General features: G+C 52.3%; 25 protein-coding genes and 1 tRNA gene. 22 read left to right on the top strand and 4 right to left on the bottom strand.

Annotated features, from left to right (window positions below):
- Positions 1-60: 60 nt before the first annotated feature.
- From topA to MUG09_RS11660, 7 genes are all read left to right on the top strand, one after another.
- On the top strand, positions 61-2604 hold the full coding sequence (topA, locus tag MUG09_RS11690) for a type I DNA topoisomerase (protein ID WP_244771607.1): 2544 nt from the start codon (positions 61-63) through the stop codon (positions 2602-2604).
- A gap of 12 nt (positions 2605-2616) precedes the next feature.
- A complete protein-coding gene (locus tag MUG09_RS11685) occupies positions 2617-3729 on the top strand; it encodes a PIN domain-containing protein (RefSeq protein WP_244771606.1) in 1113 nt (370 codons plus the stop codon).
- Between the two features lie 115 nt (positions 3730-3844).
- Positions 3845-5029 (top strand): hypothetical protein, encoded by a 1185-nt coding sequence (locus tag MUG09_RS11680; RefSeq protein ID WP_244771605.1) that lies wholly within the window; start codon positions 3845-3847, stop codon positions 5027-5029.
- Positions 5026-5604, top strand: a complete 579-nt coding sequence (locus tag MUG09_RS11675; RefSeq protein WP_244771604.1) for a TetR/AcrR family transcriptional regulator — start codon at positions 5026-5028, stop codon at positions 5602-5604. Before MUG09_RS11680 ends, MUG09_RS11675 begins: the two co-directional genes overlap by 4 nt.
- A gap of 30 nt (positions 5605-5634) precedes the next feature.
- On the top strand, positions 5635-6267 hold the full coding sequence (locus MUG09_RS11670) for a TetR/AcrR family transcriptional regulator (protein ID WP_244771603.1): 633 nt from the start codon (positions 5635-5637) through the stop codon (positions 6265-6267).
- Positions 6260-6670 (top strand): SCP2 sterol-binding domain-containing protein, encoded by a 411-nt coding sequence (locus MUG09_RS11665; protein WP_244771602.1) that lies wholly within the window; start codon positions 6260-6262, stop codon positions 6668-6670. Before MUG09_RS11670 ends, MUG09_RS11665 begins: the two co-directional genes overlap by 8 nt.
- Before the next feature lie 2 nt (positions 6671-6672).
- Positions 6673-7896: a M24 family metallopeptidase gene (locus MUG09_RS11660; protein WP_244771601.1), complete on the top strand. Its 1224-nt coding sequence runs from the start codon at positions 6673-6675 to the stop codon at positions 7894-7896.
- Between the two features lie 41 nt (positions 7897-7937).
- On the opposite strand, the gene MUG09_RS11655 is transcribed toward MUG09_RS11660, so the two are convergent.
- Positions 7938-8011 (bottom strand) — tRNA-Arg (locus MUG09_RS11655).
- 83 nt (positions 8012-8094) lie between these two features.
- Positions 8095-8544 carry a large-conductance mechanosensitive channel protein MscL gene (mscL, locus tag MUG09_RS11650; protein ID WP_244771600.1) on the bottom strand — a complete coding sequence of 150 codons (450 nt, stop codon included), beginning with the start codon at positions 8542-8544 and terminating at the stop codon, positions 8095-8097.
- 235 nt (positions 8545-8779) lie between these two features.
- Here mscL and MUG09_RS11645 point away from each other — a divergent pair, with 235 nt between their 5' ends.
- The 7 genes from MUG09_RS11645 (at position 8780) to MUG09_RS11615 (ending at position 15122) form a co-directional block, all read left to right on the top strand.
- Positions 8780-9952: an ABC transporter substrate-binding protein gene (locus tag MUG09_RS11645; RefSeq protein ID WP_244771599.1), complete on the top strand. Its 1173-nt coding sequence runs from the start codon at positions 8780-8782 to the stop codon at positions 9950-9952.
- Between the two features lie 108 nt (positions 9953-10060).
- A complete protein-coding gene (locus tag MUG09_RS11640; RefSeq protein WP_244771598.1) occupies positions 10061-10978 on the top strand; it encodes a branched-chain amino acid ABC transporter permease in 918 nt (305 codons plus the stop codon).
- A gap of 1 nt (position 10979) precedes the next feature.
- On the top strand, positions 10980-11894 hold the full coding sequence (locus tag MUG09_RS11635; RefSeq protein ID WP_244771597.1) for a branched-chain amino acid ABC transporter permease: 915 nt from the start codon (positions 10980-10982) through the stop codon (positions 11892-11894).
- Positions 11894-12673, top strand: a complete 780-nt coding sequence (locus MUG09_RS11630; protein ID WP_244771596.1) for an ABC transporter ATP-binding protein — start codon at positions 11894-11896, stop codon at positions 12671-12673. The genes MUG09_RS11635 and MUG09_RS11630 overlap by 1 nt, the downstream gene beginning before the upstream one ends.
- Positions 12670-13428, top strand: coding sequence for an ABC transporter ATP-binding protein (locus MUG09_RS11625; RefSeq protein WP_244771595.1), 759 nt, complete (start codon positions 12670-12672; stop codon positions 13426-13428). Before MUG09_RS11630 ends, MUG09_RS11625 begins: the two co-directional genes overlap by 4 nt.
- Positions 13429-13487: 59 nt before the next feature.
- Complete coding sequence (locus MUG09_RS11620; RefSeq protein ID WP_244771594.1) at positions 13488-14132, top strand: CBS domain-containing protein; 645 nt, start codon at positions 13488-13490, stop codon at positions 14130-14132.
- Positions 14133-15122 carry a Smr/MutS family protein gene (locus tag MUG09_RS11615; protein ID WP_244771593.1) on the top strand — a complete coding sequence of 330 codons (990 nt, stop codon included), beginning with the start codon at positions 14133-14135 and terminating at the stop codon, positions 15120-15122.
- Positions 15123-15189: 67 nt separating this feature from the next.
- Here the strand turns inward: MUG09_RS11615 and infA are convergent, their stop codons facing one another.
- Together infA and MUG09_RS11605 are read right to left on the bottom strand one after the other, a co-directional pair.
- Positions 15190-15408: a translation initiation factor IF-1 gene (infA, locus tag MUG09_RS11610; protein ID WP_013607767.1), complete on the bottom strand. Its 219-nt coding sequence runs from the start codon at positions 15406-15408 to the stop codon at positions 15190-15192.
- A gap of 69 nt (positions 15409-15477) precedes the next feature.
- The gene (locus tag MUG09_RS11605; protein ID WP_244771592.1) at positions 15478-16857 is read right to left on the bottom strand and encodes a sodium-dependent transporter; all 1380 of its coding nucleotides are present in this window, start codon (positions 16855-16857) and stop codon (positions 15478-15480) included.
- A 179-nt stretch (positions 16858-17036) separates the two neighbouring features.
- Here MUG09_RS11605 and MUG09_RS11600 point away from each other — a divergent pair, with 179 nt between their 5' ends.
- The 8 genes from MUG09_RS11600 (at position 17037) to MUG09_RS11565 (ending at position 26374) form a co-directional block, all read left to right on the top strand.
- The gene (locus MUG09_RS11600; RefSeq protein ID WP_244771591.1) at positions 17037-18566 is read left to right on the top strand and encodes a glycine hydroxymethyltransferase; all 1530 of its coding nucleotides are present in this window, start codon (positions 17037-17039) and stop codon (positions 18564-18566) included.
- A 31-nt stretch (positions 18567-18597) separates the two neighbouring features.
- Positions 18598-18981 (top strand): glycine cleavage system protein GcvH, encoded by a 384-nt coding sequence (gene gcvH / locus MUG09_RS11595; protein ID WP_244771590.1) that lies wholly within the window; start codon positions 18598-18600, stop codon positions 18979-18981.
- A 62-nt stretch (positions 18982-19043) separates the two neighbouring features.
- Positions 19044-20399, top strand: a complete 1356-nt coding sequence (gene gcvPA, locus MUG09_RS11590) for an aminomethyl-transferring glycine dehydrogenase subunit GcvPA (protein WP_244771589.1) — start codon at positions 19044-19046, stop codon at positions 20397-20399.
- A complete protein-coding gene (gene gcvPB, locus MUG09_RS11585) occupies positions 20396-21847 on the top strand; it encodes an aminomethyl-transferring glycine dehydrogenase subunit GcvPB (protein WP_244771588.1) in 1452 nt (483 codons plus the stop codon). Before gcvPA ends, gcvPB begins: the two co-directional genes overlap by 4 nt.
- Before the next feature lie 54 nt (positions 21848-21901).
- Positions 21902-23302 (top strand): dihydropyrimidinase, encoded by a 1401-nt coding sequence (gene hydA, locus MUG09_RS11580; RefSeq protein ID WP_244771587.1) that lies wholly within the window; start codon positions 21902-21904, stop codon positions 23300-23302.
- 101 nt (positions 23303-23403) lie between these two features.
- On the top strand, positions 23404-24573 hold the full coding sequence (cdd, locus tag MUG09_RS11575; RefSeq protein ID WP_244771586.1) for a cytidine deaminase: 1170 nt from the start codon (positions 23404-23406) through the stop codon (positions 24571-24573).
- Positions 24573-25847 (top strand): phospholipase D-like domain-containing protein, encoded by a 1275-nt coding sequence (locus tag MUG09_RS11570; RefSeq protein WP_244771585.1) that lies wholly within the window; start codon positions 24573-24575, stop codon positions 25845-25847. The genes cdd and MUG09_RS11570 overlap by 1 nt, the downstream gene beginning before the upstream one ends.
- Before the next feature lie 2 nt (positions 25848-25849).
- On the top strand, positions 25850-26374 hold the full coding sequence (locus MUG09_RS11565) for a hypothetical protein (protein ID WP_244771584.1): 525 nt from the start codon (positions 25850-25852) through the stop codon (positions 26372-26374).
- Positions 26375-26377 lie beyond the last annotated feature (3 nt).

Genomic DNA, 26377 nt, shown 5'->3' with positions numbered 1-26377 from the left:
AAGCTGAAGGCGGCAGTATATGTGTTAACCTAAGCCCTCGGGTCTTCAGGAGAAGAATGCATGGATGATGCCAATACGTTGATCATAGTCGAGTCGCCGACCAAGGCAAAGACAATAACAAAATTCCTTCCTTCCAACTGCAAGGTTGTCGCGAGTAAAGGACATATCAGGGACCTTCCGGAAGATCGGATGGCCATTGATGTCGAGCATGATTTTGCGTGTGACTACGAGGTGGTGTCGGGAAAGGAATCCTTGATCAAGGAGCTCAAAAGCAGTCTGAAGAAGGCTGACCGGCTTCTGTTGGCAACTGATGAGGACCGTGAGGGAGAGAGTATTTCGTGGCACCTTCTTGAGGTGCTCAAGCCCAAGATTCCGTTTAGGCGGATGGTTTTCCATGAAATAACCAAGAGTGCAATCACCAAGGCCCTCGATGGGGGCCGGCCGCTGGATGAGAATCTGGTGCAAGCCCAGGAGGGAAGGCGTATTGTCGACCGACTCTACGGATATACGCTCTCACCGACGTTGTGGAAGAAGCTTTCCAACAAGAAACTTTCTGCAGGACGGGTGCAATCGGTGGGTCTGCGCTTGACGGTTCAACGCGAGCGCGAACGATTGGTGTTCAAGCAAAGCACGTATTACGATGCGAAAGCACAGCTGCTGGCAGCCCAAAAGCAGGGCTTTGAAGCAAAGCTGACGGCCTATCAGGGACAACGACTGGCAAACAGCAAGGATTTTGATTCGGTAACCGGCGAGTACAAGGCCAAAGGCCAGGTGCTTATGCTTACCAAGGAGCAGGCTCTTTCCATCGTCAAGGAGCTCAAAGGCGAGCAGTTCAAGGTGCAGGACATCCAGAGAAAGCCCTTCGTAACCCGACCCAGTATTCCATTCACCACCAGCACACTTCAGCAGGATGCCATCAAGAAGCTGCATATCAGCGCCTCCGACACCATGCGCATCGCCCAGAAGTTGTATGAGAACGGCTTCATCACCTACATGAGAACCGACAGTCCCTCACTGAGTGGAGAGGGCACCCAGGCGGCAAGAAATCTGGTAGGTCAACTGTACGGTCAAGAGTATTTGTCACCGTCACCCCGCTACTTTGCAGCAAAGAGCGCCGGTGCCCAGGAAGCTCATGAAGCCATCAGGCCAGCCGGTGATACATTTCTCCTGCCCTCGGACACCCATTTGACCGGCAAGGAGTTGGCCCTCTATGAATTGATTTGGAAACGAACCCTGGCAAGCCAGATGGCCGAGGCAAAGAAAGCAACGACGACGGTCACCCTTGAAGCCGGAAGCGGTACCTTTACCGCCACCGGAACCGAAATTGTATTTCCAGGCTTCTTGAGGGCGTACGTGGAAGGCTCGGACGATCCCGATGCCGCCTTGGAAGACAAGGAGACGTTGCTGCCTGCCATGAAGGTCGGCCAAGTCTGTCCGTTGGAGAGCCTGGTGGAGGTGGAACACCAGACCAAGAGCCCGGCACGCTATACCGAGGCTTCACTCGTGCAAGAGTTGGAGAAACGGGGTATCGGACGTCCTTCGACCTACGCTACGATCATCAAGACTTTGCTCGACCGTCGCTATGTGGTCAAGGAAGGAGCCGCCTTGGCTCCCACCTTCATCGGTTTCGCCGTCTGCCAGTTTTTGGAAACCAATTTTCCACAATTTGTCGATTATGACTTCACTTCAATGATGGAGGACGGCTTGGATAAGATCGCCTCGGGCGAACTTGACAAGAAATCGTTCCTTTGCTCGTTCTATTGCGGCGATACAGGGTTGCAGAACCAGAATGTCCTACAGCTTCAGCAAGACAACAAGGTTGTGTCCAAAACACTGCAGCTGCCGCATATCAGTGATAGCAACCCGGTCATGATCGGCCCGTACGGTGCCTATGTCATTGATGCCAACGGTGCTTTCATCTCTCTTCCTCTCTCTTGGACCCCGGGCACCATCACCGACGAGGATGTCAAAACCCTGATTGCAAACGGCAAGGAGAAACTCCAGCCGGTAAGTCTGGGAAACGGGGCTGTCAATGGCGAGGCTGTGAAGGTCATGAATGGAAGGTTCGGACCCTATTGGCAGGAGGGCGAAGGCAAGGATGCCAAGCGAGCAAGCATTCCCAAGTGGGTGCAGGATGCCGATAGTGTTGAGGATCTTGAGCTGGCGAACCGCTACCTCGGTCTTCCCAGAAATCTAGGGAAGGATGAGGAAGGCAACGATGTGCTTGCCTTCAAGGGCAAGTACGGTCCTTATATCGCCTGCAATAACAAGACGAGAAACTTGAAGAAGACCGACCATGACCAGCAACTCTTTTCGATTACCCTGGATGAGGCGCTTGTCCTGCTCTCCCAAGAGGTTGAAAAGAGCGGTGCCAAGGGAAAGAAGGGTGGCTCGAGGATGGCCAAGGCTTCCACGGTAAAGGAGCTTGGAGAGTTTGAAGGTGTACCTGTCTCACTGGCAAACGGCCGGTACGGCTACTACCTGAAGGCGGGGAAGGAGAATATCGCCCTGCCCAATGAATATAAGAAAGATGAGGAGAAAGCACTCTCGCTCACGCTCGCCGAGGCTGTCGAGCATATCCGCACCAAGCGTGCGAAGGATTGATGGAACCCTATCATGGCAAAACTAATGGGCAGAAGAGCCCCTGCTCTCAAGGTGGAGACGATATCGGCTGAAAATGCACTGGATGTGCTGGGTTCCGAGTTCCGCCTGGGCAAGGAGAAAATTGCAAGCATCCTCAGGAGTGTAGGCATCAAGGTGGAAGGTTCGAAGGCTGCAAGCGAGCTGTCTCTCTATCGGGAGATCATTGCATGCAAGCTGGGCGACCGGTCACGATTTGCCACCTCTGATGAGGCGTATCTGGAGACGCTGGATGAGCAGCTGCGCTCCTTTGATGAAATCTATGTCGATACAGCTCCGATCATTCAGCTGGACTATTTCTTGTATTTCGTTGCCAATGCCGAACCTATTCTCAAGCGTCGCAAGAAGAAGCTGCTTATTCTTGAGAAGACGATGGAGGAGCTGCACGGCCTGAAGGATAATCAGGAGAAGGACTTGGAGGTGCGCGTTCGGGCCACCATCCGCCCCGATCTGATTCGCCAGCTTGCCAAACGGGGACTTGTACGCATCGGGGACACCGGTAGCGTCGGCATCGCCGACGACCACCTGGTCTCTCTATTTCGGCAGGTTGGAGCGAACAAGAGCCTCTTGCTCATCACCCAGGACCGGGGATTGAGTGAACGGATCGTCCGTCTTGCACAGGAGCTGGAAAAACAGCCCAAGGTCAAGGAGGAGCTGCCTTGGTGGAAGAAGATATTCAAAAGCAAGGAAGAGCAGCATGAACACGATCATCACATGGTGGTGTGCAAGCTGGTGGAAGAGGGAAGGCTCAAGCGCTGTTACATCTGTCCTGAATGCAATGAAAGCTATTATGACGACCTTCATGACTGCGAGGGCATGGTACTGTGCGGCCGCTGTTACCTTGACTTGAAGGAGCAGGAAGCCAGACAGGTCGAGGCGAACAAGAAGAAACGTGAAGCCGAACTGAAAGCCGAGGAAGAACGGCAGCGCAAACTCGAGGAAGAAGAGAAACGTCTTGAAGCCGAGCGAAGCAAGCAGACTGTCGCCCAAAGGCTGGAACAGCAACGAAAGAAATTGTTGAGGATCGGCCTGACAGCACTCCCCATTGTGCTCCTGCTGCTGATTCTACTTCTACTGATTCTCCTATGAACCTGAACCGCCTGCCATCGAGCAGGCGGTTTCCAGGATGAAGAGGTTGCAACGATTCGGTAATTCCTTTATATTACCAGTGGTAATTACCAATGGTAATATTTTGGAGGTTCCTATGTTCATTCGTCGTTTTGCGTGTACGGTTGCCAGTATCTCGCTTTTTGTGATGCTGTTCTCCGGATGCATGTCCATCAAGCCGCAGGCTGTGGATGCCGAGACCTTTTTCAAGAATCAGGAGCTGATGCACCCTTCCTCCCTATACGGAAGAGCCTACGATGGTCGTTTTGCACGGTTTTTTCAAACAACATTTGACGATATCGAGGCCCTGATGCTTATAGACCTTGCCGATGACCCGGTGTACAAGGCCATCGAGGTACAAAAATTTCTGCTTGCAGGCACTGAGACTTGGGCGGTGATTACTGAACGGAAGGACGGCAGAATAGATTACTATTATGAGAATCCCGATTTGATGGATGAAAAACGGCAAGCTTCGGTATCAACATTGCTCAGTCAGCCATACTTTCATCGGACCACATTGCATGCTTGGATGGAAGTTGTCGAAAGGGGACTTGACGTGCGTGCGAGTTTCATCGACTGGGAGAATCGACTCATTGAACTTGCCGTCACTGAGAATCGGAACGATTCCAAGCCGACGGCGATGTTGGCCCCGGTATCGGTCCATGCCGAAAATCCGACATCGTTTCCCATGGTATTCCTCGATGATTTCAATATGGTCGCCAAGAAGGGAACTCGGTTGGAGGTATGGATTGACAAGCAAAAACGCCAAGCCGTGTCGTTCCCCATCATTGTGGAAGGCAGACAGGTGTACTACAGTCGCTACGCAAGTGATGTCGTGGTCGCCGATATTCTGAGTGCAGGGAAGAGGGTGGTGCAGAGTGAGCCACTGGCAGAAAACACCCCGTCCATTACAGGTGGTAATGCAACCTATCACCTGGCATGGGAGAGTGGATATCCCGAGATCAAGCAAGTGCAATTCACGCATCACGATAGTTCTGTAACACTTGATTTTGCTCCTGCCCTTCCCGATGTCCGCCATCTGAAGGCGGATCAGACGGTTGAAGGAAGGTTCATCCTTTCGGTCAACTCCGTTCATGGGGTGATAGGCGGCTCCTATACCGTTGCTTCCACAGACGGCAGACTTCATCTGATGCTGCATCCTTTGACCAGTTGGCAGCCTCCATTCATGGGAAAGAAGTGGGTATCGACCTTTCACCATACTGCAGATTTTGAGCATCACGGAACAGACCTGCTTGTGGATGCAAGGTGGCAACGATTATGAAAACAACGACAATAGGGAGGCAGGCTTTTATTGACGAGGTTCTGCGTCTGTTGGATGAGGGTGTTCCAATCCGGGACTTGAACCTGCGCAGGGTTGCAAAAGAGTTGGGCTGTGCCCATACCAATGCCTATAACTGGTTCAAATCCCAACAGGAATTGCTCTGGTTCGCTCTTGGTTCGGCCCTTGAGCATTTAATTGCCCTGATGCCGGAAGACAGGATGCCATTGTTGTCGGAGCCTGGTAACCTGATCGAACGGTATGTACAGTTTGTTGAGCAGCATCCGGCTTGGTTTCGGCTTATCTGGATGGAAGAGCTTGCCGCTGAGATGCCCTCCGAGCTTGAACCGATTCTCGCCCGGCCGTCCCATATCATGGCACGGTGGCTGCGGCTTTCCGCTCCAAGTCATATGAGCGATGAGCAGGTGCTTGTAGTTGGTTCCCTGCTTTTTTCTTCCATGCACGGCAGGCTTTGCCTGGCGGTTACCGGACGAATGGATGATGGAGAACAGCAGACCCTGGCCCAGGATACCGTTGCGATGGGAAGAATGCTTCTCTATGGTTCCTGCTTCTCTTGACGTGAGGGATATTAGGTGTAAAATGAAGATATGAACGAAATCTTCACTTTTTCACCTAAGGGTCAGAAGCGCAAGCAGCAACTCTTTGAAACAGCACTGTCGGTATTCTCTGAATACGGGTACCGAAAAACCAGCATGGAAGACATTGCTCTTCGCATGCAGGTTGCTGTCGGAACGCTCTATCGCTATGTGCAAGACAAACAGGATCTCTATATCCAATGCGTTGCGTATGCCTTTGAGCAATGGCAGTCGCATGCACTTGAGCAGGCGCAGGCTCAATCGGATCCGCTTGCAAGCTTCAAGGCACTGTGCATGAGTGCCTTCTCCTACATGCAGAAGGAAACCAGGCTCAGGAGAATACTCGCAAGCGATCCCTCCCTCTTTCCTGTGCTCGATGGCATTGATCCCTTCGCCCGCATCAATGAAAAGTCTGTCCAGTTGCTGGCTGGCGTCATTCAGAAGGCGGTGGACGCAAAGGTGTTTTGTATAGATGACGTACAGCTCGCAGCCCAAATTCTTTTCTCGCTCTATCGGTTTTCGATCGAGCGTGCGTATGTTGAAGAGTCGGGCAGTGAGCAAAGACGTTTTATGCAAAGCCTTGATTTGGTCTTGAACGGGCTGTTGGCCCGTCAGTCGGATAAGGAGGATTGTACACATGGATGAGAAGCTGATGTATCTAGGCAAATCGTGGAGGGATGAGGGTTTGAAGCTGCTGCAAAGTGAAATCGACCCACAGAAGATGCACAACGTGACCACCTCGATGGTGGACATTTATGAGCATGGCCCTGAGGGGAAAGAGTTTTTTCTCTTTCTGAAGTGCGAGGACGGAAAGGTGGTGGCATTTGAGACCGGCGAGGTTCCAGCTCCTGAAGCGGAATTCATTATTCGCGGTCCCTATTCGGTCTTTGCCTCGATTACCCGCGGTGAGTTGAGTAGTACGCGTGCCTTGATGACAGGAAAGCTCCGCCTCAAAGGCAATATGGCGAAAGCCGTCAGGCTTGCACCGCTTGCCGACCGGGTCAATAAAGTCTTGAGCATGATTCCGACCGACTACAGGGAGGTGTGAGCATGGCAGGAAGACTAAACCAAAGCAGTCCGTACTATATCGACAACCGTAAACGCGTGGCGGATTTACAAAAAGCAATGGAAAGAGAAGGTCTGGATGCCTATGTGGGGACTCGTCCCAGAACGCTGAGCTTCCTGTTGGATGCCTTCATCCCTTGGCGCAGCTATGTGGTCATCCCCCGCACAGGAGAACCAATACTGCATACCTTCATCGTCGATGCCACGCGGGTTGGTGATGAGACTTGGCTTTCAACCGACAATGTACGCGCTTACGCCCCGATGGGAGGGCAGGATCCCATAAGCCTGATTACTGCCTGCCTGACCGAGGAGTTGGGGATAAGCAGGGGAAGGCTGGGCGTCGAGGATGGGATTGCAACCTATACGGCTGAAGGAAATCTCAGCCATTATGAGTACACGCAACTTGAAGCCGCATTGCCGGGTTGGACGCTGGTCAACGCCCACCATCTGGTGGACGAGCTTTCGATCATCAAGGATGCCGGTACGGTGGCCCGCTTCCGCGAAGCCTCGCGAATCGTCGATGTAGGACAGCGAGCCGTCTTCGAGGCACTGAGCAATGGTGGTTGGAAACACCTGACCGAGACGGTGGTCGGAGGCATTGCCGCATTGGCCATGCGTAAGGAAGGATCGGTTTCGGAGTGGAACTTTGCAGGACTCAATGAGATTTCCAGCGGGTATCGCACCGCCCTTGGTGCCTGTACACCTCCTACGACGAAGAAGCTTGCCCAAGGTGAACCGCTGATGGTCGACCTGCATTCGATGTTCCATCTTGCACTGGGGGATCACTCACACAACTACCTGATCGGACCCGCCACCAAACGCCAAAGGCGCCATGCGGATAATTTTGTGGATTTGGTTCAGACGGTGCTCGATCATTACAAGGAGGGTGCAACACCCTCATCTCTTGCCCAGGTCATGATGGACAGGGCCGAAAGTCTTGATTGTTCAGATTTTCTGCTCCCCGGCTGCGAGCATGGCATCGGGCTTTTTGGCGACGAGTGGAGGATCGGGCATGCCATGGATGGGCCGTTCCCCTATTGGACGAACCCCGACCATGTCTATCAGGAAGGGGAGATGGTAATCTGCGCCATGCAGTACGCCAGCTTGGAAGAGGGAATTGGCTTTCGCTACGAAAACCCTATTCTCATCGGCAAGAGGGGCTGCGAGCCTCTGTCCAAATACCCGCTGCTCATTGAGGAGATTCTCTAGAAACAAAAAAGAGAGGTTGTGTTGAAACAACCTCTCAAACGTGCCCCTGGCGCGATTCGAACGCACGACCCCTTCCTTAGGAGGGAAGTGCTCTATCCAGCTGAGCTACAGGAGCAAATGCAAAATCGATAGTACCGTAAATGGAAATGGGTTGCAAGGGGAGGGGTTGAAAACTTTTTCCCCTTGCTGGTATACCCCTTATTTTTTCTTCAACAGGTCTCTGATCTCGGTAAGCAGAACCACGTCGGCCGGAATAACAGGTGCAGGAGCAGGTGTTGCCGCCGCTTTTGCTTTCTCTTCCGCCTTTTTCTTTGCATCGAGGTGCTCGCGCATGCGATTGATGGTTCGTACAAGCATGAATACGACGAAGGCGATAATCAGGAAGTCAACGACTTTCTGAATGAAATTGCCGTACATTATTGCTACCTCGGCAGTTTCTGCGGTTGCTTCAGCAATGACGATCTTCAAGTCAACAAAACTGATGCCTCCGAGGATGAGACCGATGAAGGGCATGAGAACATCCTTGACCAATGAATTGACAATTGCTGTGAATGCACTTCCGATTATAAGACCGACGGCCAAATCCATTACGTTTCCCCGGGTGATGAACGTTTTGAATTCACCAAGCATCTTGCTTTTTCCTGCCATAGAGACCTCCCAAAAAAAATTTTAGTACTTTGAGTATAGCACGACACTAGGAATTATGGATAGCAAAGGGAGGCAACAGTGAGTGATATATGAGGGCTGAGAGGCTTTCCACCCCTTCTTGTTCGGAAAATTTTCAAATTGCAGTGTTTAAATATTGCATAAATATACTTGTTATTGTATAACCTAGTAAATGTTTCGATAATTTACTGTCGGGCATTATTTGGAGGTACCAAAGATGAAGAAAAGCCTGTTTGTTCTGTTGGCCATCTTGGCCGTATTGTCCTTTCCTGTATTCGCTCAGGGCGGCTCTGAAGCAGCCAGCCCGAAAATCGGCTTCATCGGCCCGATGACCGGTGACTATGCCAACTATGGAGTATTGAGCAACAACTCGGCCATGCTTGCAGTTGCAGAGTTCAATGCAAAGGGCGGAATCGGTGGGAAACTTCCCGTCGTATTGGTGACTGAAGATTCTGAAGGAAATGTCGAGAAGGGTCTCTCTTCGATTGAGAAGCTCTCCTCTTCTGATAAGATTGTCGGTCTGATCGGACCTGTCTTCACCGGTGTAAGCTTCGCAGTAGGCGAACGCGTACAGAATGAAGGCATCGTGATGATCAGCCCCTCTGCAACCCATGCAGACATCACCAGCATCGGTGACTTTGTATTCCGCACCGTCGTATCAGACGGCCTCCAGGGCGAGGTAGCGGGTCGCTACTTCTTTGAGAAGCTCGGCTACCGCACCATCGGCGTCCTCTATGCCAAGAACGACTACAGCCAGGGTCTGTATGAAGGTATGACCGCTTCCTTTGAGGCTGCAGGCGGCAAGGTGACGATTGCCGAGGCATTCAACGTCGGCGACAAGGATTTCAAAACCCAGTTGACCAAGATTCGCTCAGCCAATCCCCAGGCTATTTACATTCCCAACTACACAGCCGAGATGGCTCAGATTCTTGAGCAGGCTTCCCAGCTTGGCATGAAGATTCCGTTCCTCTCTTGTGACGGATTCTCCAACCCCGAAATCTACAACCTCGCCGGTGGTTTCACCGATGGAGTCATCTATGTCGGTCCTGCCAAGGTCAAGGAGAGCCCGTCCTACAGCAAGTTCGTTGCTGATTACACAGCCAAGTATGGTGTCGGTCCCGACAGCTTTGCCACCAACGCCTACGATGGAACGAACATACTGCTCGCTGCCATGGACAAGGTCTATAAGGCAACCGGAAAGTTCGACCGCAAGGCGATTCGTGATGCAGTTGCTGCAACCAAGGATTTCCCTGGTGTAAGCGGAACCGTCAACTTTGCCGAGAATGGTGACTTGGTCGCCTACCAGGGACTGTACAAGGTCAACAAGACTACTCCTGAGTATCTTGGAACCTACACGGTTGTGGATGGTAAGCTAGTCCAGATTGACTAAGGTCTAAAAGTATTCCCGGTCTTGCGGGAAATGGGAGGACCGGTGTTGTTTACACCGGTCTTTTCATGTTATCGTACTGTTCAGTTCTCGTACGAAGGAGAGAGCATCGTGGGAATTGCTGAATTCTTCCAACATTTGATGAATGGCCTGACGCTCGGGGGCATCTACGCCCTGATAGCCCTCGGATATACGATGGTGTACGGCATTCTGAAATTTATCAACTTCGCCCATGGTGACGTCCTGATGGTAGGCGCGTATGTAGGGTTGTTCCTCTTCGACCTGCTCAGGGGTTCTTCCCCGCTTGGGTTATGGACGATCATTGCATTCTTTATAGCCATGCTCATCAGTATGGCATTCAGTGCCGTTCTGGGGGTGTTCATCGAACGGGTTGCCTACAAACCGCTTCGCAGGGCTACGCGCCTTGCACCTCTTTTAAGTGCCATCGGTGTTTCCTTCATTCTCAGCAACAGTGCTGCATGGATGTTTGGAACCCACTCAAGAAAATTCAACTATCCGTTTGACAACACTCCTGTTCACCTGGGGGATGTGGTCATAACCCCGCACCAGATACTCATTTTGGTTGTATCGCTTGTGATGATGATCATTCTCAAGCTGTTCGTCGACAGGACCCGCATGGGCAAGGCGATGCGTGCAACCAGCCTGGACCAAGGAACTGCGATGCTCATGGGCATCAACGTCAACCGTGTCATCAGCATGACGTTTGCAATCGGCAGCGCCTTGGCCGCCGTTGGTGGTATTCTGATAGCCTTGGATTTCAAGGTCTATGCGACCATGGGCACCATGACAGGCTTGAAGGCCTTCGTTGCAGCTGTCGTCGGTGGTATCGGCAATATCAGCGGAGCCATGTTCGGAGGTATTCTGCTGGGACTCTTGGAAACATTCGGAGTCGCCATCTTCGGCATTCCCACGGGCCTGAAGGACACCATTGCCTTTGGTGTGCTGATCATCATCCTGCTGGTCAAACCCGAGGGTCTCTTCGGCAAGGTCGAAAAGGAGAAAGTATAGTATGTTCAACTTCTTTCTACTCATACTCATCTATGCAGGCATCTATGCCTTGATGGCCCTCGGTCAGAATATCATCACCGGGTACGGCGGCATGCTCAGTCTCACCCAGGCTGGATTCTTTGCCATCGGCAGCTATGCCACCGCAATCCTTGCAACCCGTTTCGGTTGGTCCTTCTGGGCGACCTTGCCGGTAGCAGCACTGTTGAGTGCATTCTTCGGGCTTTTGATCGGACTTCCGACGCTGCGGCTCAAGGGTGACTATCTTGCCATTGCGACCCTTGGCTTCGGGGAGATCGTCCGTAATGTGCTCAACAACTGGGACAGTCTCACCAACGGTCCCATGGGAATCCAGAGAATCCCGATGCCTGATCTTTTCGGTTTTACCATCAACCCGTATAAGAAGTATGCCTTCCTGTTCATGCTTGTCATTACAGTGTTGATTGCCTACCTGCTCTTCCAGCGTCTTGCACGGTCGAGAATGGGAAGGGCGCTCACCGCTGTCCGTGAAGATGAGATTGCAGCCCAGTCGATGGGCATCAACATCACCAAGTACAAGGTGTATGCCTTCATTCTTGGTGCCTCGGTTGCCGGTATCGCCGGTTCCTTCCAAGCTGTATTCACTCTCTCCGTTACCCCGGGAACCTATACATTCATGGTCTCGATCATGGTGCTTTGCATGGTTGTCCTCGGCGGGATGGGAAATTTCAAGGCCTCGATTCTCGGCGCCTTCATTATTCAGCTCATCAGCTACCTGCCTCAGCTCACCGGCTTGTCCAGTGTCATACCTCCCCAGTTCAAGCAGATTCTTTTTGGTTTGATCCTGGTTGTCATGATGATCTGGCGTCCTCAGGGACTGCTCGGACGTGAGTCCAACCGATATGGGAAAAAGGCTGCTAAAAGCAAGGGAGGTGCATAATGATTCTCTTGGAAACTGAAGCATTGACCCGTGCCTATGGTGGAGTCATTGCAGTCAATAAGGTTGACTTTCAGGTTGAAAGCGGCTTGATCACCGGTCTGATCGGTCCCAACGGGGCAGGAAAGACTACCTTGTTCAATAACGTTACGGGGCTCGATGTACCGTCGGCAGGCAAGGTCTTCTTCAATCAGAAGAACATAACAGGTTTTCCCGCTCATACGATTTGCAGAATGGGTATTGCCAGAACCTTCCAGAACATCCGTCTCTTCAAGGAACTGACGGTGGTGGAAAACGTTATGATCGGTCGGCATTTCAAGACCGGCAAGAGTGAAACCAAGGGCCGTTTTCTCAATGCAGTGAACAGCTACATTCACCTCAAGGCCGAGGAAGAGCAGATCTACGAAAGAGCCTGTGATTGGTTGGATTTCTTTGAAATGGGCTCGATGAAAAACGAGCTTGCCAAGAATCTTCCCTATGGAAGACAGCGCGAGCTGGAAATCGCCCGCGCCTTGGCAACCGATCCCAAGCTGCTCTTCCTGGATGAGCCGGCTGCCGGCATGAACCCCCAGGAAACCGACCATCTGATGGCTACCATCCGCAAGATCAGGGACCTTGGGATCACCGTTGTCCTGATCGAGCATGACATGAAGCTGGTGATGAACATCTGTGATTCCATCACCGTCCTCAACTACGGACAGAAGCTCGCCCAGGGAACACCCAGGGAGATCAAGCACAATCCGAGTGTCATTGAAGCCTATCTTGGAAAGGAAGAAGAATGAAAGAGTTGCTAACCATTGACGACATCTCCGTCTCCTATGGAAACATCAAGGCGTTGCAGCATGTCTCCATGCATGTCAACGAAGGCAATATCGTGTGTCTGATCGGTGCCAATGGCAGTGGGAAAAGTACGCTTCTGAAGGCTATTGTCGGTCAGGAACCTCTGGTTGGAGGATCCATCACCTTCGATGGTGAGGAGATTTGCAGAGCTAAAACCGAAGTGGTGAAGGGTGAGAAACGGGGCAGGTACCTGACCACAGACCTTATCGCCGCCAAAGGAATCGCCTTGGTTCCTGAAGGCCGTCGGGTCTTTGCCGATATGACTGTTGAAGAGAACCTTGATATGGGAGCCTTCCTGGTTCGTGATGAGAATCTCATCGCTGAACGCAAGGAAGCCATGTACGACTTCTTCCCGATTCTTGGAGCCCGCAGACGGCAGAAGACCCGCTCCCTCAGTGGCGGCGAACAGCAGATGATGGCCATCGCAAGAGCCTTGATGAGCGGACCGAGGTTGATTCTCCTGGATGAGCCCGGACTGGGGCTGGCCCCTCTGGTGATTGCTGATATTTTTGAAAAAATCGATATGATCAACAAGCAGGACAAGGTCACCGTGTTCCTGGTCGAACAGAATGCACGCATGGCTCTCAAGGCCTCAACCGAAGGCTATGTCATGGAGAATGGCAGGATCGTGTTGCATGACGTATCGTCGGCTTTGCTTGAGAACGAGCAGGTCAGGGCGGCGTATCTGGGCGAATAATGACTGGAAATTAGCGCTCTGTTGAATTATAGTGTGAGTAGAGTAGGTAGGAGATTCAAATGATTATCGAACGAAGAATGACGCGCAATCCTGTTACGGCTACTCCGGATATGTCAATTGCCGAAGCTTCGGCCTTGATGAAACAGGAAAAGGTTCACCGCCTCCCGGTTCTTGACAAGGACAAAAAGTTGGTCGGAATCATAACCGAGAAAGATATTCTGTACGCCTCTCCTTCTCCGGCCAGCAGTCTTTCCATTCACGAAATGGCCTATCTGCTGAGTAAGCTGACGGTCAAGAAGCTTATGAGCAAAAACGTGGTCACCATCAACAAGGATACCACTGTTGAGGAAGCCGCCCGCATGATGGTCGACCAGGACCTGTCCAGTCTTCCTGTCCTTGAGGGAGACAAGCTGATCGGCATCGTCACCAAAAGTGATATGTTCAAGATTCTTTTGGAGCTGTTCGGCGCCCGTCACTTTGGAGTCAGGGTCTCGTTCATCGTGGAGGACAAGCCTGGAACCATCGCAAAGATCAGCCAGGCCCTAAGCGAACAGGGCATCGATATCATCACCTTCGGTACCTTCATGGGAACCGACCCGACCAATGCAATCTGCACCATCAAGGTACAGGGAGCTCCGATCAGCAAGGTGGTGGAGATTATCAAGCCCTTTGTCTCACAGTTGCTGGATGTAAGGGAGGTTTGAGTGCCTAAGAAGAAAAAGAAGGCCTCAGAACAAAACAAGGCGGCTGGAAACAGCCGTCTTGGTGTTGAATCTGATGCTTATCGCCCGTTTGAGGGCATTAAAGAAATCAAGCCCAAGGTAATCAGGAAAGAACAGCCCAAGGTGGCCAAGCCCGTTGTCAGTGAACGCAAGGAGCCTTTGATCAAAGGCTACGATCCCAAGGCTAACTTCGGTGACATCCTTACAAGCTGGGAGGCCACCGGAGAACTTGAAGGGGTGACCAAGCGGATGAAGAGCCATTCCAAGGTCCAGGTCGAGAAATCTTTTGCGGAGATCCTTGCACAGTGGGAGGGAGAGAAAGCCGATAAAAAAGCCCAGGCGGAAAAAAAAGCTGAGCCGATCAAGAAGAGCGGCAGCTATGTTCCGACCAAGGACTTCGGGGCTCTTTTGGATGCATTCGAAGGTAACCAGCCTGCAAAAATGCGCAAGGTGGATGGCCGTCCTACGGCTAAGGTTGTTTCCAAGACTCCCTTGATGCCTACCCAGGAGGTTGAGGAAGCTCTTGTTGAAAAGGACGAACTGGACAGTGAACGAGACAGCTCGGTGAGTTGGTCCTTTGCCGATACCTATCGTAAATGGAACGAGCTCTCCGATGAGCATGCAGCGATTCAGAAAGCCCGCAAGGAGAAGAAGGAACCGAAGGTCGTTGAAAAGACCATCGGCGAGCTCAGGGCCTTGGAACCCGAAGCAACCCTGGATCTGCATGGAATGACGGTTTTGGAGGCTGAGAAGGCCTGTGGAGATTTCTTGCGTGCATCGAAGGACAAGCATTTGATGAAAGTAGCGATCATCACCGGCAAGGGTCTTCATAACGACAAGGGATATTCCCTGCTCAAGGAAGCAGCGCTTTCGCAGATCAGATTGAGCAAGGTTGTACGAGAAGCCTACACCCCGAAAGCATGTCATGGCGGCAGCGGTGTGATTTGGATTATTCTGAAATCCAGTGAGTAATCGGTAGTGAAAAGGGCATGAAAGAGGCCGGGTTCCCTAGGAATCCGGCCTTCATTGCATGATAGGATTAACGTTCGCGGTAGATGATGCGACCCTTGGTCAAATCATACGGGGAGAGTGCAACGCGCACCGTGTCACCAGGAACAATCCTGATATAGTGCTTGCGCATTTTGCCCGAGAGATGGGCAAGGATAACGTGCTGGTTCTGCAGTTCCACGCGGAACATCGTATTGGGAAGCGCTTCGCGAACGACGCCTTCTACTTCAATTGCTTCTTCTTTGGCCACAAATCCTCCAAATATCTGCTTGAAAGCTAGGAAATTATATGCACTAGTATTGTGCGTGTCAACCTAGCGCTATTTAACAAAGATGTCCCAGTAGCCCTTGATGAAAATTCCTAGGATGATTGCAGGAAGGATGTACTGGAAATAGAAACGAAGGGCAGATGGAAATTTTAGACCGTCGCCACTGTCGGCCTCGTCGATGAACTTGTCCCATCCCCAGCCGTATTTCCAAGTACAGTAGAGAGTAAAGATTAAAGATCCAAGAGGCAGCAACGTTGAACTTACCACAAAATCCTCAAGCTCGAGAACGCCGGTACCGGGTCCCAGCGGTTGGAAGCCCGAGAGAATGTTGAAGCCGAGAACGCATGGGATGCTGAGAAGGGAAATCGCAAGGACATTGATCAAGGTGGCTTTCTTTCTGCTTACACCCTTGGTGTCGATCCAAAAGCTTATGATGTTCTCAAAGACGGCGATGAGCGTACTGAGGGCGGCAAAGCTCATGAAGAGGAAGAATAGGGTACCCCAGAAACGACCGCCGGCCATTTGGTTGAAGATGTTGGGAAGGGTGATGAAGATCAAGGACGGACCCGCGTCGGGCTGCACACCGAAGGCGAAGGCGGCAGGAAATATGATTAAGCCGCTGCACAGAGCAACGAATGTATCCAGGCTGATGATACGGACGGCCTCTCCGGTAAGGCGGTGTTTCTTGTCGATGTAGGAGCCGAAGATGGCTATGCTGCCGATGCCAAGGCTCAGTGTGAAGAAGGCTTGTCCCATTGCTGCATAGACAGCTTCAAAGAAATTGCCGGACAGTTTGGAGAAGTCAGGGATCAAATAGAACTTTAAGCCCTCTGCTCCACCTTTGAGCAATATGCTGTTGCCGGCAAGGATGAGCATCAAGCCCAACAAGCCGATCATCATGTACTTGGTGATTTTCTCTACACCGCTCTGTAGTCCGATGGCTACCGGTACAAACCCAATAATTACAGCAAGTATCATCCACATGGTCATGCTCACAGGATTTTCAAGCATGCCGCCGAAAAATGCTCCGACACCTGCTGCATCAAGACCTGAAAAATCCCCCTTGGCCATATGCAGCAGGTAGGAGAGAAGCCATCCGGTGATGGTGGTGTAGAACATCATCAAGGTGTAATTGCCGATGATCGCCAGCTTGCCGTAGACATGCCAAGGCTTTTTGGCAGGAGTCAATGTATCGAGGGCAAGACCGATGTTCTTCTTGCTGGCCCTTCCAATGGCGAGTTCCATGACCATGACAGGAAGACCGAGGATGATGAGAAACAGGATGTAGATGAGCACAAAAGCAGCCCCGCCGTATCTGCCGGTAATAAAGGGAAATCTCCATACATTTCCCAGTCCGATGGCGCATCCAGCTGAGAGAAGGATGAACCCTAGTCTGCTGGCCAATGTCTCGCGTGCTTTTGTCTCTTTCATGCCGGATATCTCGCTTTCATGTGGTTTCTTACGATTGTCCTGAAAAAGACAATCGGAGTATTGTAGTGGGATGCACACAAAAAATGCAACAGAAATGTGCAAAGAGGGCAAAGTCCGTTGACAGAGGAGGCTTGCAGGGGCAAGATACCAACTAAGAACTCACGCAAGAGGTGGAAAGAATGGCCAAAGCAAAAGCATTGCAAGCGTATTTGCATCAGAGCGAACAGGTTAATGAGGCAATGGTTTCCTATACTGCAGCCTTGCAGCAAATTGCGGATGTTGACAGCCGTATTGCCGGACGCATTGTCAACGAACTGCATGATCAGAGGACGCACTTGAAGCTGATAGCAAGTGAAAACTTCTCCTCCATAGCCAGCCAGCTTGCCATGGGCAACCTCTTGACTGACAAATACAGTGAAGGCTATGCCTATCACCGCTTTTATGCAGGTTGCGATAATGTCGATGCCATCGAGGCGATAGCTTGTGAATATGCCTGCCAGCTTTTCGGTGCAGAGCATGCCTATGTGCAACCGCACAGCGGCGCTGATGCCAACCTGGTCGCCTACTGGGCCATCCTCAACGCCCGCGTCCAGGTCCCGACCCTCGCCGAAATGGGAATCACCAACCCCAGCGAAATGAGCAGGGAAATGTGGAACCAGGTTCGTGAAAAACTCGGTAATCAGAAGATTCTCGGCTTGGACTATTACAGCGGCGGACACCTTACCCATGGATATCGTCAGAATGTTTCGGCCCAGATGTTTGATGCCTACAGCTATTCGGTGGACCCGAAGACCGGCTTGCTTGACTATGATGCAATCGAACAGCAGACGAAAACGATCAAACCCTTGATTCTTCTTGCCGGTTACAGCGCCTATCCACGAAAGATCGACTTCAAGCGCATGGCCGATATCGCACACTCGGTCGGGGCTGTTTTCATGGTTGATATGGCCCACTTTGCAGGTTTGGTTGCCGGTAAGGTATTTGCAGACCAGTACAACCCGGTGCTCTGGGCCGATGTTGTTACTACGACCACCCACAAGACCCTGCGCGGCCCCCGAGGCGGTATGGTCCTTTGCAAGGCTGAGTTTGCCGAAAGTGTCGATAAAGGATGCCCGTTGGTGATCGGCGGACCGCTTCCTCATGTCATGGCCGCCAAAGCGATCGCCTTCAAGGAAGCACTCGATCCTTCTTTTGCTGCCTACGCCCAGGCTATTGTCAGAAATTCGGAGGCTTTGGCAAATGCCTGCATGCATGAAGGCATCACCGTAGCGACAGGAGGTTCGGACAACCACCTGATGCTCCTGGATGTCCGCTCTTTCGGCCTCAACGGCCGTCAGGCTGAAACCGCCATGCGTGAGTGCGGCGTAACGCTCAACCGTAACGCACTTCCCTTCGATCCCAACGGTCCTTGGTACACCAGCGGTCTGAGAGTCGGAACTCCGGCGGTGACTACGTTGGGTATGGGTCCTGAACATATGAAGGAGATTGCCTCGATCATTGCACTTGTCTTGAGGAACACCAAACCGGTGACCCTGACCAAAGGCGAGAATGCCGGACAGCAGAGTAAGGCGAAGGCGATAACGGATATCGAGGTGAAGAAAGAAGCCCAGAGAAGGGTACTCGCTCTCTTGGAAACATTCAAACTTTATCCGGAGCTGGATTTGGCTTTCCTTCAGCAGTACTTCCCTCTCGACAACGAGCAGAGGTGATGGTAGCATTGACGATGGTTGGAGGTCAGATATGAGTAAGATTGTAGAGCAATTGCGGTATAGCAAGGACCATGAATGGGTCCGTCTTGAGGGTGAGAAGGCGTATGTTGGAATAACAGACCATGCCCAGCATGAACTCGGAGAGATTGTGTTTGTTGAGTTGCCTCCCCTTGGGGAGCGCTATGGGAAGGGCGAGGAAATTTCGACCGTCGAAAGCGTCAAGGCTGCATCTGCAATCCTCAATCCGATCGAAGGCGTCGTCGCCGAAGCCAACGAAGAGCTGGATGGTTCTCCCGAACTCATCAATGAGGATTGCTATGAGCATCACCTCTACGTTCTGCAGTCGTTCAGCAAAGAGGATTATGAAGCTCTGTTGGATGCGAAAGCCTACGAAGCTTACCTCGCTTCTTTATAATCTGTAAGTATTCCGCCGCCGATCTCGGCGGCGTTGTTCTGTCCATGTACTTGGAGGTATCCATGGTTTACCCCTATATTCCCCATACCGATGAGGACCGTAAGCACATGCTGAAAGCCATCGGTGTTGATTCTATGGACCAGCTCTTTGATGGGCTGGGTGAAGACCTGCTGCTCGCCGATTCCGTTCCCATCAGTCATGGGAGGACCGAGGACGAGGTGCAGCGGATGATTGATTCCATAGCTTTGCGTAACGTGAGGGGCATTCCGTTCCTCGGTTGCGGCTGTTACGATCATATTATTCCCGCGACGGTGAAAGCTCTCTCCTCGCTTCCCTCCTTTGTGACCGCCTATACGCCGTATCAGGCCGAGATGAGCCAAGGTCTGTTACAAGCCATTTACGAATTTCAGAGCATGGTGTGTGAAATCACCGGTCTCGATGTCGCCAATGCCTCCCTCTATGATGGAGCGAATGCTGCTGCAGAAGCCGCCTCGCTGATGATCGGAGCCAAGCGAAAGGCCACCGCAGTCCTGGTCTCCGAGACCTTGCACCCCTTTACGCTGCAGGTGTTGCAGACGTGGGCAAAAGGAACAGACCATGAGATCCGTCTGGTTGGAGAGAAGGATGGGGTGGTGGACCTCTCCGATCTTTCCTCCTTGCTCGACGAATCCTGTGCCGGCTTGATAGTCCAGAGTCCGAATCGGTACGGCTTGTTGGAGGACTACACCGATGTCGCCTCCCTCCTGCATGAAAAAGGTTGCCTGTTCGCCGTTTCCAGCGATCCTCTTTCTCTGGCCATCCAAAAGAGTCCGGCGGAATGGGATGCCGATATTGCTGTCGGTGACACCCAGTCGCTGGGGCTCTCCCTGGCTTTCGGAGGTCCTTCCTGCGGATACATGGCCGTCAAGGAAGCACTGCTGAGAAAAATCCCCGGCCGAATCGTCGGTGCCACCGTCGACAACAAGGGACGCAAGGGCTATACCTTGACCCTGCAGGCCAGGGAACAACACATCAAACGCGAACGGGCTACGAGCAATGTCTGCTCCAACCAGGCTCTTGCCGCCTTGATGACCACCATCCATCTCTCTTCACTCGGATGGGGTGGGATGGTGGAAGCCGCCAACCAAAGCTATGCAAAATCCCACTATCTTGCCTACCATCTGGCCCAGCTTCCCGGGATCACCTTGATCTGGGACAAGCCGTTCTGGTGTGAGTTCCCGTTGGTATTCTCCGATGCAAAACGGATGCGCAAGTTCCTGCAGGAGCTCCGAAACGAAGGTATTTTTGCAGGAGTGAGGCTTTCTGCACTCACACGCCAGGCCAAGGATGAACTCGTTCTGCTGGTGGCTGTGACGGAAAAGCGCAGTCGTGAGGAACTTGAGATGTATCTGGCCGCTGCACGGAGGGTGATGAAATGAGTGAACCATTGTTGATCGATCTGTCAAAGGCAGGAAGGAAAGCCTATTGCTTCCCCCCGCTTGACCTCCCCCGCGGCTTCGACCAGGCCCTGCCTTCCCTGCCTGAAAGTCTTTCCCGTCAAAAAAGCGCCCGACTGCCCGAGGTGGCTGAACTGGATGTAGTCAGGCATTTCACCCGCCTGTCCAATATGGTGCACGGGGTGGACAACGGCATGTACCCCCTCGGTTCATGTACGATGAAATACAACCCAAAGCTGAGTGAGCACATTGCCGGCATGAGTGAATTCACTCAAATCCATCCATTGCAGGATGTTTCCACCTCCCAGGGGTGCCTCTCAGTGATGTACAACCTGATCGAGGACCTTTCGTCGATCACAGGAATGAGCTGGGGAACGCTTCAGCCGTGTGCAGGGGCTCATGGAGAGTACACAGGCCTGAAGATGATTCGCTCCTACTTCGTCAAGAACGGACAGAGTCAGCGCACCAAGGTTCTCATTCCCATCAGCGCTCATGGGACGAATCCGGCGAGTGCAGCGGTAAATGGCTTTGATGTGGTTCCGATAGCCAGCGATGAGCAGGGCATGGTCGATTTGGAGGACCTCGCCTCCAAGCTTGATGAAACAACAGCCGCCTTGATGCTGACCAACCCAAACACCCTGGGACTGTTCGAGAAGCACATTCTCAAGATATCGGCGATGGTGCATGCAAGTGGGGCCCTCTTGTACTACGATGGAGCGAATCTGAATGCCATAATGGGCATGGCCACTCCTGGGGATATGGGCTTTGACGTTATTCATCTTAACCTGCACAAAACCTTTTCCACTCCGCACGGGGGAGGAGGGCCGGGCAGCGGGCCGGTGATGTGCAACGATACGCTCAGGCCGTTTTTACCCAAGCCCGATATTGAATTGACCGACAGCGGCTATGTCTATCGCTGGGATGACGAGGATTCCATAGGGAAGGTCAGCATGTTCTGGGGCAACTTTCTGGTGCTTCTGAGAGCCTATGTCTACATCCTGAGGATGGGTAGTGAAGGCATCAGGGCGGCTGCAAGGCATGCGGTCCTCAATGCCAATTATGTGGCTGCACGACTTGCATCCACCTTCCCCATTCCGTACGGGAAACGGTGCATGCATGAGTTCGTGCTCAGTTGTGCAACCTTGAAGGAGCAGTACGGTGTTTCCGCTCAGGATGTAGCGAAGGCCTTGATCGACGAAGGCTATCATCCTCCCACGATGTACTTCCCCTCCTTGGTCGGCGAAGCGTTGATGATCGAGCCGACCGAGAGTGAAAGCCTGGAAACCTTGGATAGATTTGTCGATACCCTGCTTGCCATCGCCGAGCGTGCAAAAACGGACAGTGAAAGCCTCAGGACGGCTCCCCATACCACGGTGGTGGGAAGACTCGATGAGGTGAGGGCGGTCAAGCAACCTGACCTGAGGTACTGAGAGGCCATCACTTTTTGCTTTGCAGACTCTTCATTCCTGGAGTATTCTCTAGGTATGAAGAGACTACTGATTCAAAACGGACTACTTGTTGATACGGAATGGACCAGGCATGCAGACATCTTGGTGGAAGATTCGAAGATAGTGCGTATCGCTGCATCGATTGACGCCGAAGAGGTTCCCCAGGGAACCGAGATCATACACGCCGAGGGGTTGTGTGTGTTGCCGGGAATCATCGATGCCCATACCCATTTCCACTTGGTCAGCCGAGGGACGGTCACCGCTGACTCCTTCGAAGAAGGCAGCCGTTGTGCAGCCTATGGAGGAGTGACCACTGTCATTGATTTTGCCGATGACGATAAGAAGGGTGATCTTGCTTCATGCGCGAAAGAGCGCATCAACGCCATGCAGGCGAAGATGGCCGTAGACTTTTCCCTGCACCAAGGCTTGTACTCCTACCGCGACGGGCTTGAGGAAGAACTCTCCTCCCTAAAGAAGTCCGGGGTGAAGGTGATCAAGATGTTCACCACCTACCGTAATGTCGGCTACTTGGTTGAAAAGCGCGAAGAGTTGAAAGCGGTCTTCTCCTTGTGCAAGAAACTTGACCTTTTGGTAAGCGTGCATTGCGAAGACGATGCAACCATCCAGAAAGTCGATGCCGAGTATGCAGGACCCTATACTCCACCAGCCCATGCGCTGCTCAGACCCAGTGAGGCTGAAGCCCGTGGCATTGAGACGGTGGGTACCATTGCCTTGGAGCTGGATATGCCGTTGTATGTGGTGCATCTCTCCAGCAAGGCGGGACTGCAGAAAGTCCGGGAACTCAGGGCGAAAGGGCTGAGGGTGATTGTGGAGACCACCCCGCACTATCTGTTCCTGAATAAGGGGAAGCTTGAAGGACCTGACGGGGCTCTGTACATCATGACACCGCCTCTACGGGGAGCCGAGGACAACGAGGCGCTGCAGGAAGCGGTTCTCAATGGTGAGATACAGATTATTGCAACCGATCACTGTTCGTTCACCGTAGAGCAAAAAATGGCGGGAAGCGACTGCAGAACCATACTCCCAGGAATTCCGGGAACCGAAGAGTTGCTGAGTCTGGTCTATTCCTTTGCATCAAACAGCGGGAGAATCGGGGTGCAACAGGTGGTCAACCTGCTCTCGACGGCACCAGCGAAGGCCTTCGGATTGTATCCACGAAAGGGTGCGATCAGGGTGGGCAGCGATGCCGACCTGGTGCTTTTCAACCCCGATTTTGCATGGACGATCAGCAAGGAGACAACCCACTCGGCAAGCGGGTATACCCCCTACGAAGGCATGCAGGTGATCGGAAAACCTTTGATGACCTATCTGCGTGGTAGATTGGTCATGGGAGACGGTATGTACCTTGGCATCGAGGGCAATGGTCTATTCATCGGCCAACACGATGTGGGAAGAGGAAAAACCATCATGCATTGATGGTTCGGACCAAGAGCGGCAGCTGAACAGGCTGCCGTTCTTGTTGCTCTCTTTCTTGTCACAACCAGTTGTTTTCACTACACTGTCGGCGAGGTATAACCATGATCAAAGGAATATTATTTGATATGGATGGGGTTCTCATCGACTCGGAACCCGTCATCCTTCAGGCCGCACTTGCGTATCTTTCAGATATTGGAATTACGGCACAGCCTGAGGACTTCATTCCCTTTATCGGTACCGGAGACAAGCGCTATCTATGCGGTGTGGGGGAGAAGTACGGGGTTTCCATCGATTTTGAACAGGCAAAGAAGGCCTTGTTCTCCTATTACCAGCGGTTTGCCAACAACCGCGGACCCATGCCGGGGGTGCTTCGTTTCATAGCCAATGCACGTAAGGCCGGGCTCAAGCTTGCCCTTGCCACCAGCGCACAGCGCATGAAGGCCGCCATCAACCTTGAGGCCATCGGGCTGAAGTTCGAGGATTTTGATATGGTTGTCACCGGGGATGTAGTGAAAAGGACAAAGCCTAATCCGGACATCTACCAGCTGTCAGGCCTTTCCTTGGGGCTGTCCACCGATGAGTGCCTGGTCGTGGAGGATGCGCTCAACGGCGTACAAGCCGGCAAGGCTGCAGGGTGCTCGGTGTGCGCCCTCGAGTCTACGTTCACTGTCACTGAACTTTCCGATGCCGGAGCTGATTACGTGCTCTCAAGCCTCGATGCCTTCGAAGACTTCTCAAGCATTGAAGATTTCAACGCTCTGTTGGCCTCCTATGGAGGAAGTGACGGACGCACCGTGTTTGGTGCCAATAAGGTTCTAGAAGCAGGGCAGGCAAGGATGGGAGAAAAAGCCTTGCTGGAGTACTGCATCGAACAAGCCGCTAAGGCCCGGAAAAATGCCTACACTCCCTATTCGGGCTACAAGGTCGGGGCCGCCGTGGTCAGCGCCAAAACCAATCGGGTCTACAGCGGCTGTAATGTAGAGAATTCCAGCTATGGGGCGACCATCTGCGCAGAACGCAATGCCATTCTCAATGCCATTGCCAGCGAAGGGACGATCGGCATCAAGATGGTCGTCGTGGTAAGCCAGGACGCTCCTCCGGCTCCGCCTTGCGCCCATTGCCTCCAGGTTCTGGCAGAGTTCTCGAGACCTGAAACTGAAATCCACCTTGTCGATGTGGATTTTGCCGAGGGAAGGGGAGGTGATCATACTGTGTATGCCTTTTCCGAGCTGCTCCCTCACCCGTTTATATTTCCGAGCATGAGGTTATGATGAAACGTCTGTGTCTAGTTCTTTTTCTTGTGCTGTTTCTGTTCTTCACCTTGAGTTGTTCATCCACCAGTCACATGCTGAGTCCCTTGGCGCTTGATGAAGCGCTTACCTTGGAGGAGAAGCTCCTCTCTTTTGATATACCCAAGGTGCAGGTCACCTATCCGACCGTCTATTATGACGGCAATGCGTGGCGCGAACGCCTGATTGAGTTGATCGAGGGAGCCGAGGATTATCTGATCACGTCAGCCTTCCTGGCTTCCAGTTCCGAGGAACTGGAAGGCTTGTATACCGCTTTGGTCCGTAAGGCCCAAAGCGGAGTGCGTGTCTACTTTGTGGTGGACGGCATCGGTCCGTTTGACATGACCGAAACCCGGTATCACCTGATACCACTTACATATCTGAGGGACAGCGGGGTGCACCTTCTTGAGTACAACCCTATGAGTGCGGCCCGTCTGGTCAGCGGTATCAATCTCATGTACCGCGACCATCGCAAGTTCCTGATCATAGACGGTAAGCATCTTGCGGTAGGCGGAATGAACCTGAACTACATCTCCATCGGGGCTCCCGGAGAAGACCTGCAGCGAGACAGCATGTATGAGTTTTACTCTCCCTCCTTGGCAGCAACCATGCTCGATCACTTCGTCGAATGGTGGAACGAGCAGAGCTGGGAGACCATAGAACGGGATGATTTTGCTGTGGATTTACAGGCCGCCGACGGCTTGAAAGCCTACGACGCCTTCTATCTGGACCAACACCCGAAGTCTAAGAAGATGAGCCAGCTATTCGGCTCGCTGATCAACGAGGCCCGGCACGAGATCAAGGTGCTGCCCTTCCTGCCTTTTATGGACAAGCATATGATCGAGTCCTTCCGGCGGGCCCGGGAGAAGGGAGTGAACATTCAAATGATCGTCCCCTTCGATAAGCGGGTGAGCAACCGAAAGGGAATCGAGTACATGGCCAAGGACCTGTTGACCATGCGTATCGATCTGCGAATTGAAAAGGAGAGCGAAGAGAGTCGAAGCCTTCTGCATGAAAAGCTTATGATCATCGATGACCGGTATGTGGTGATCGGTTCGACCAACATCAACTATCGTTCCTTCAATCTTGCCTATGAGACTGCACTGGTGATCGACAGCCCCGAGCTCGCCAAGCAGGTTGAGGCGCATTTTGATGAACTGTACTCGAGTACAGTCCCCATCACCGATGAGATGGCCGAGTCCTGGCGGACGTTTGCCAGCTATCCACGTTTTGCCTTCGGGTTTATTGGAGGTTGAGTATGAAACGTCTTCTTGCATTCATGGTGGTTGGATTGGTCTTGATCGGTTCACTCTCTGCACGCAGTATAGGCTACGGGTTGGGCTATTATGGACAGACTGTCGAGGCACAGCCTCAGCTGACCTCCAGCGGTGTCGAGTTTTCATTGGTTTACAAGCCTTGGAATCTTGCATTTGCAAATCCTTCGGTCATTGCCAGGACTTCGTTGGGAACCGATCAAGGCGGTGTCTATAGAGTCCCGTATCTACAGATAGGTTTTGGAGTTGATCTCATTCGAACGACACGTCATCCCTTCAATTTTCTTGCACACAATGTCATCGCCTATGCCCCGATGGTAGGTGTTTCCTATTCGTTCAACCCAAAGAGGAATATGTCTCTGCTTGCCCTCGAAGCAAGTCCGTTCAAGTTGATCCAGAAAGACTTTTGGTATGAGGTGCTCAGCCCCTATTTTTTTATAGACATGGAAAAAGGTGAGATTGACAGCTGGGGCTTCAATATCATTCGATTCACATATTTTTTCAAGTAGGTT

The organism is Sphaerochaeta associata (assembly GCF_022869165.1).
Classification (GTDB): Bacteria; Spirochaetota; Spirochaetia; order Sphaerochaetales; family Sphaerochaetaceae; genus Sphaerochaeta; species Sphaerochaeta associata.
The sequence above is the reverse complement of the archived record's forward strand: the minus strand, read 5'-3'. Positions and strand labels throughout refer to the sequence as shown.

Coding starts and splice junctions, on each gene's coding strand:
- topA (WP_244771607.1), top strand. CDS start 61: ATGGATGATGCCAATACGTTGATCATAGTCGAGTCGCCGACCAAGGCA.
- MUG09_RS11685 (WP_244771606.1), top strand. CDS start 2,617: ATGGCAAAACTAATGGGCAGAAGAGCCCCTGCTCTCAAGGTGGAGACG.
- MUG09_RS11680 (WP_244771605.1), top strand. CDS start 3,845: ATGTTCATTCGTCGTTTTGCGTGTACGGTTGCCAGTATCTCGCTTTTT.
- MUG09_RS11675 (WP_244771604.1), top strand. CDS start 5,026: ATGAAAACAACGACAATAGGGAGGCAGGCTTTTATTGACGAGGTTCTG.
- MUG09_RS11670 (WP_244771603.1), top strand. CDS start 5,635: ATGAACGAAATCTTCACTTTTTCACCTAAGGGTCAGAAGCGCAAGCAG.
- MUG09_RS11665 (WP_244771602.1), top strand. CDS start 6,260: ATGGATGAGAAGCTGATGTATCTAGGCAAATCGTGGAGGGATGAGGGT.
- MUG09_RS11660 (WP_244771601.1), top strand. CDS start 6,673: ATGGCAGGAAGACTAAACCAAAGCAGTCCGTACTATATCGACAACCGT.
- mscL (WP_244771600.1), bottom strand. CDS start 8,544: ATGGCAGGAAAAAGCAAGATGCTTGGTGAATTCAAAACGTTCATCACC.
- MUG09_RS11645 (WP_244771599.1), top strand. CDS start 8,780: ATGAAGAAAAGCCTGTTTGTTCTGTTGGCCATCTTGGCCGTATTGTCC.
- MUG09_RS11635 (WP_244771597.1), top strand. CDS start 10,980: ATGTTCAACTTCTTTCTACTCATACTCATCTATGCAGGCATCTATGCC.
- MUG09_RS11630 (WP_244771596.1), top strand. CDS start 11,894: ATGATTCTCTTGGAAACTGAAGCATTGACCCGTGCCTATGGTGGAGTC.
- MUG09_RS11625 (WP_244771595.1), top strand. CDS start 12,670: ATGAAAGAGTTGCTAACCATTGACGACATCTCCGTCTCCTATGGAAAC.
- MUG09_RS11620 (WP_244771594.1), top strand. CDS start 13,488: ATGATTATCGAACGAAGAATGACGCGCAATCCTGTTACGGCTACTCCG.
- MUG09_RS11605 (WP_244771592.1), bottom strand. CDS start 16,857: ATGAAAGAGACAAAAGCACGCGAGACATTGGCCAGCAGACTAGGGTTC.
- MUG09_RS11600 (WP_244771591.1), top strand. CDS start 17,037: ATGGCCAAAGCAAAAGCATTGCAAGCGTATTTGCATCAGAGCGAACAG.
- gcvH (WP_244771590.1), top strand. CDS start 18,598: ATGAGTAAGATTGTAGAGCAATTGCGGTATAGCAAGGACCATGAATGG.
- gcvPA (WP_244771589.1), top strand. CDS start 19,044: ATGGTTTACCCCTATATTCCCCATACCGATGAGGACCGTAAGCACATG.
- gcvPB (WP_244771588.1), top strand. CDS start 20,396: ATGAGTGAACCATTGTTGATCGATCTGTCAAAGGCAGGAAGGAAAGCC.
- hydA (WP_244771587.1), top strand. CDS start 21,902: ATGAAGAGACTACTGATTCAAAACGGACTACTTGTTGATACGGAATGG.
- cdd (WP_244771586.1), top strand. CDS start 23,404: ATGATCAAAGGAATATTATTTGATATGGATGGGGTTCTCATCGACTCG.
- MUG09_RS11570 (WP_244771585.1), top strand. CDS start 24,573: ATGAAACGTCTGTGTCTAGTTCTTTTTCTTGTGCTGTTTCTGTTCTTC.
- MUG09_RS11565 (WP_244771584.1), top strand. CDS start 25,850: ATGAAACGTCTTCTTGCATTCATGGTGGTTGGATTGGTCTTGATCGGT.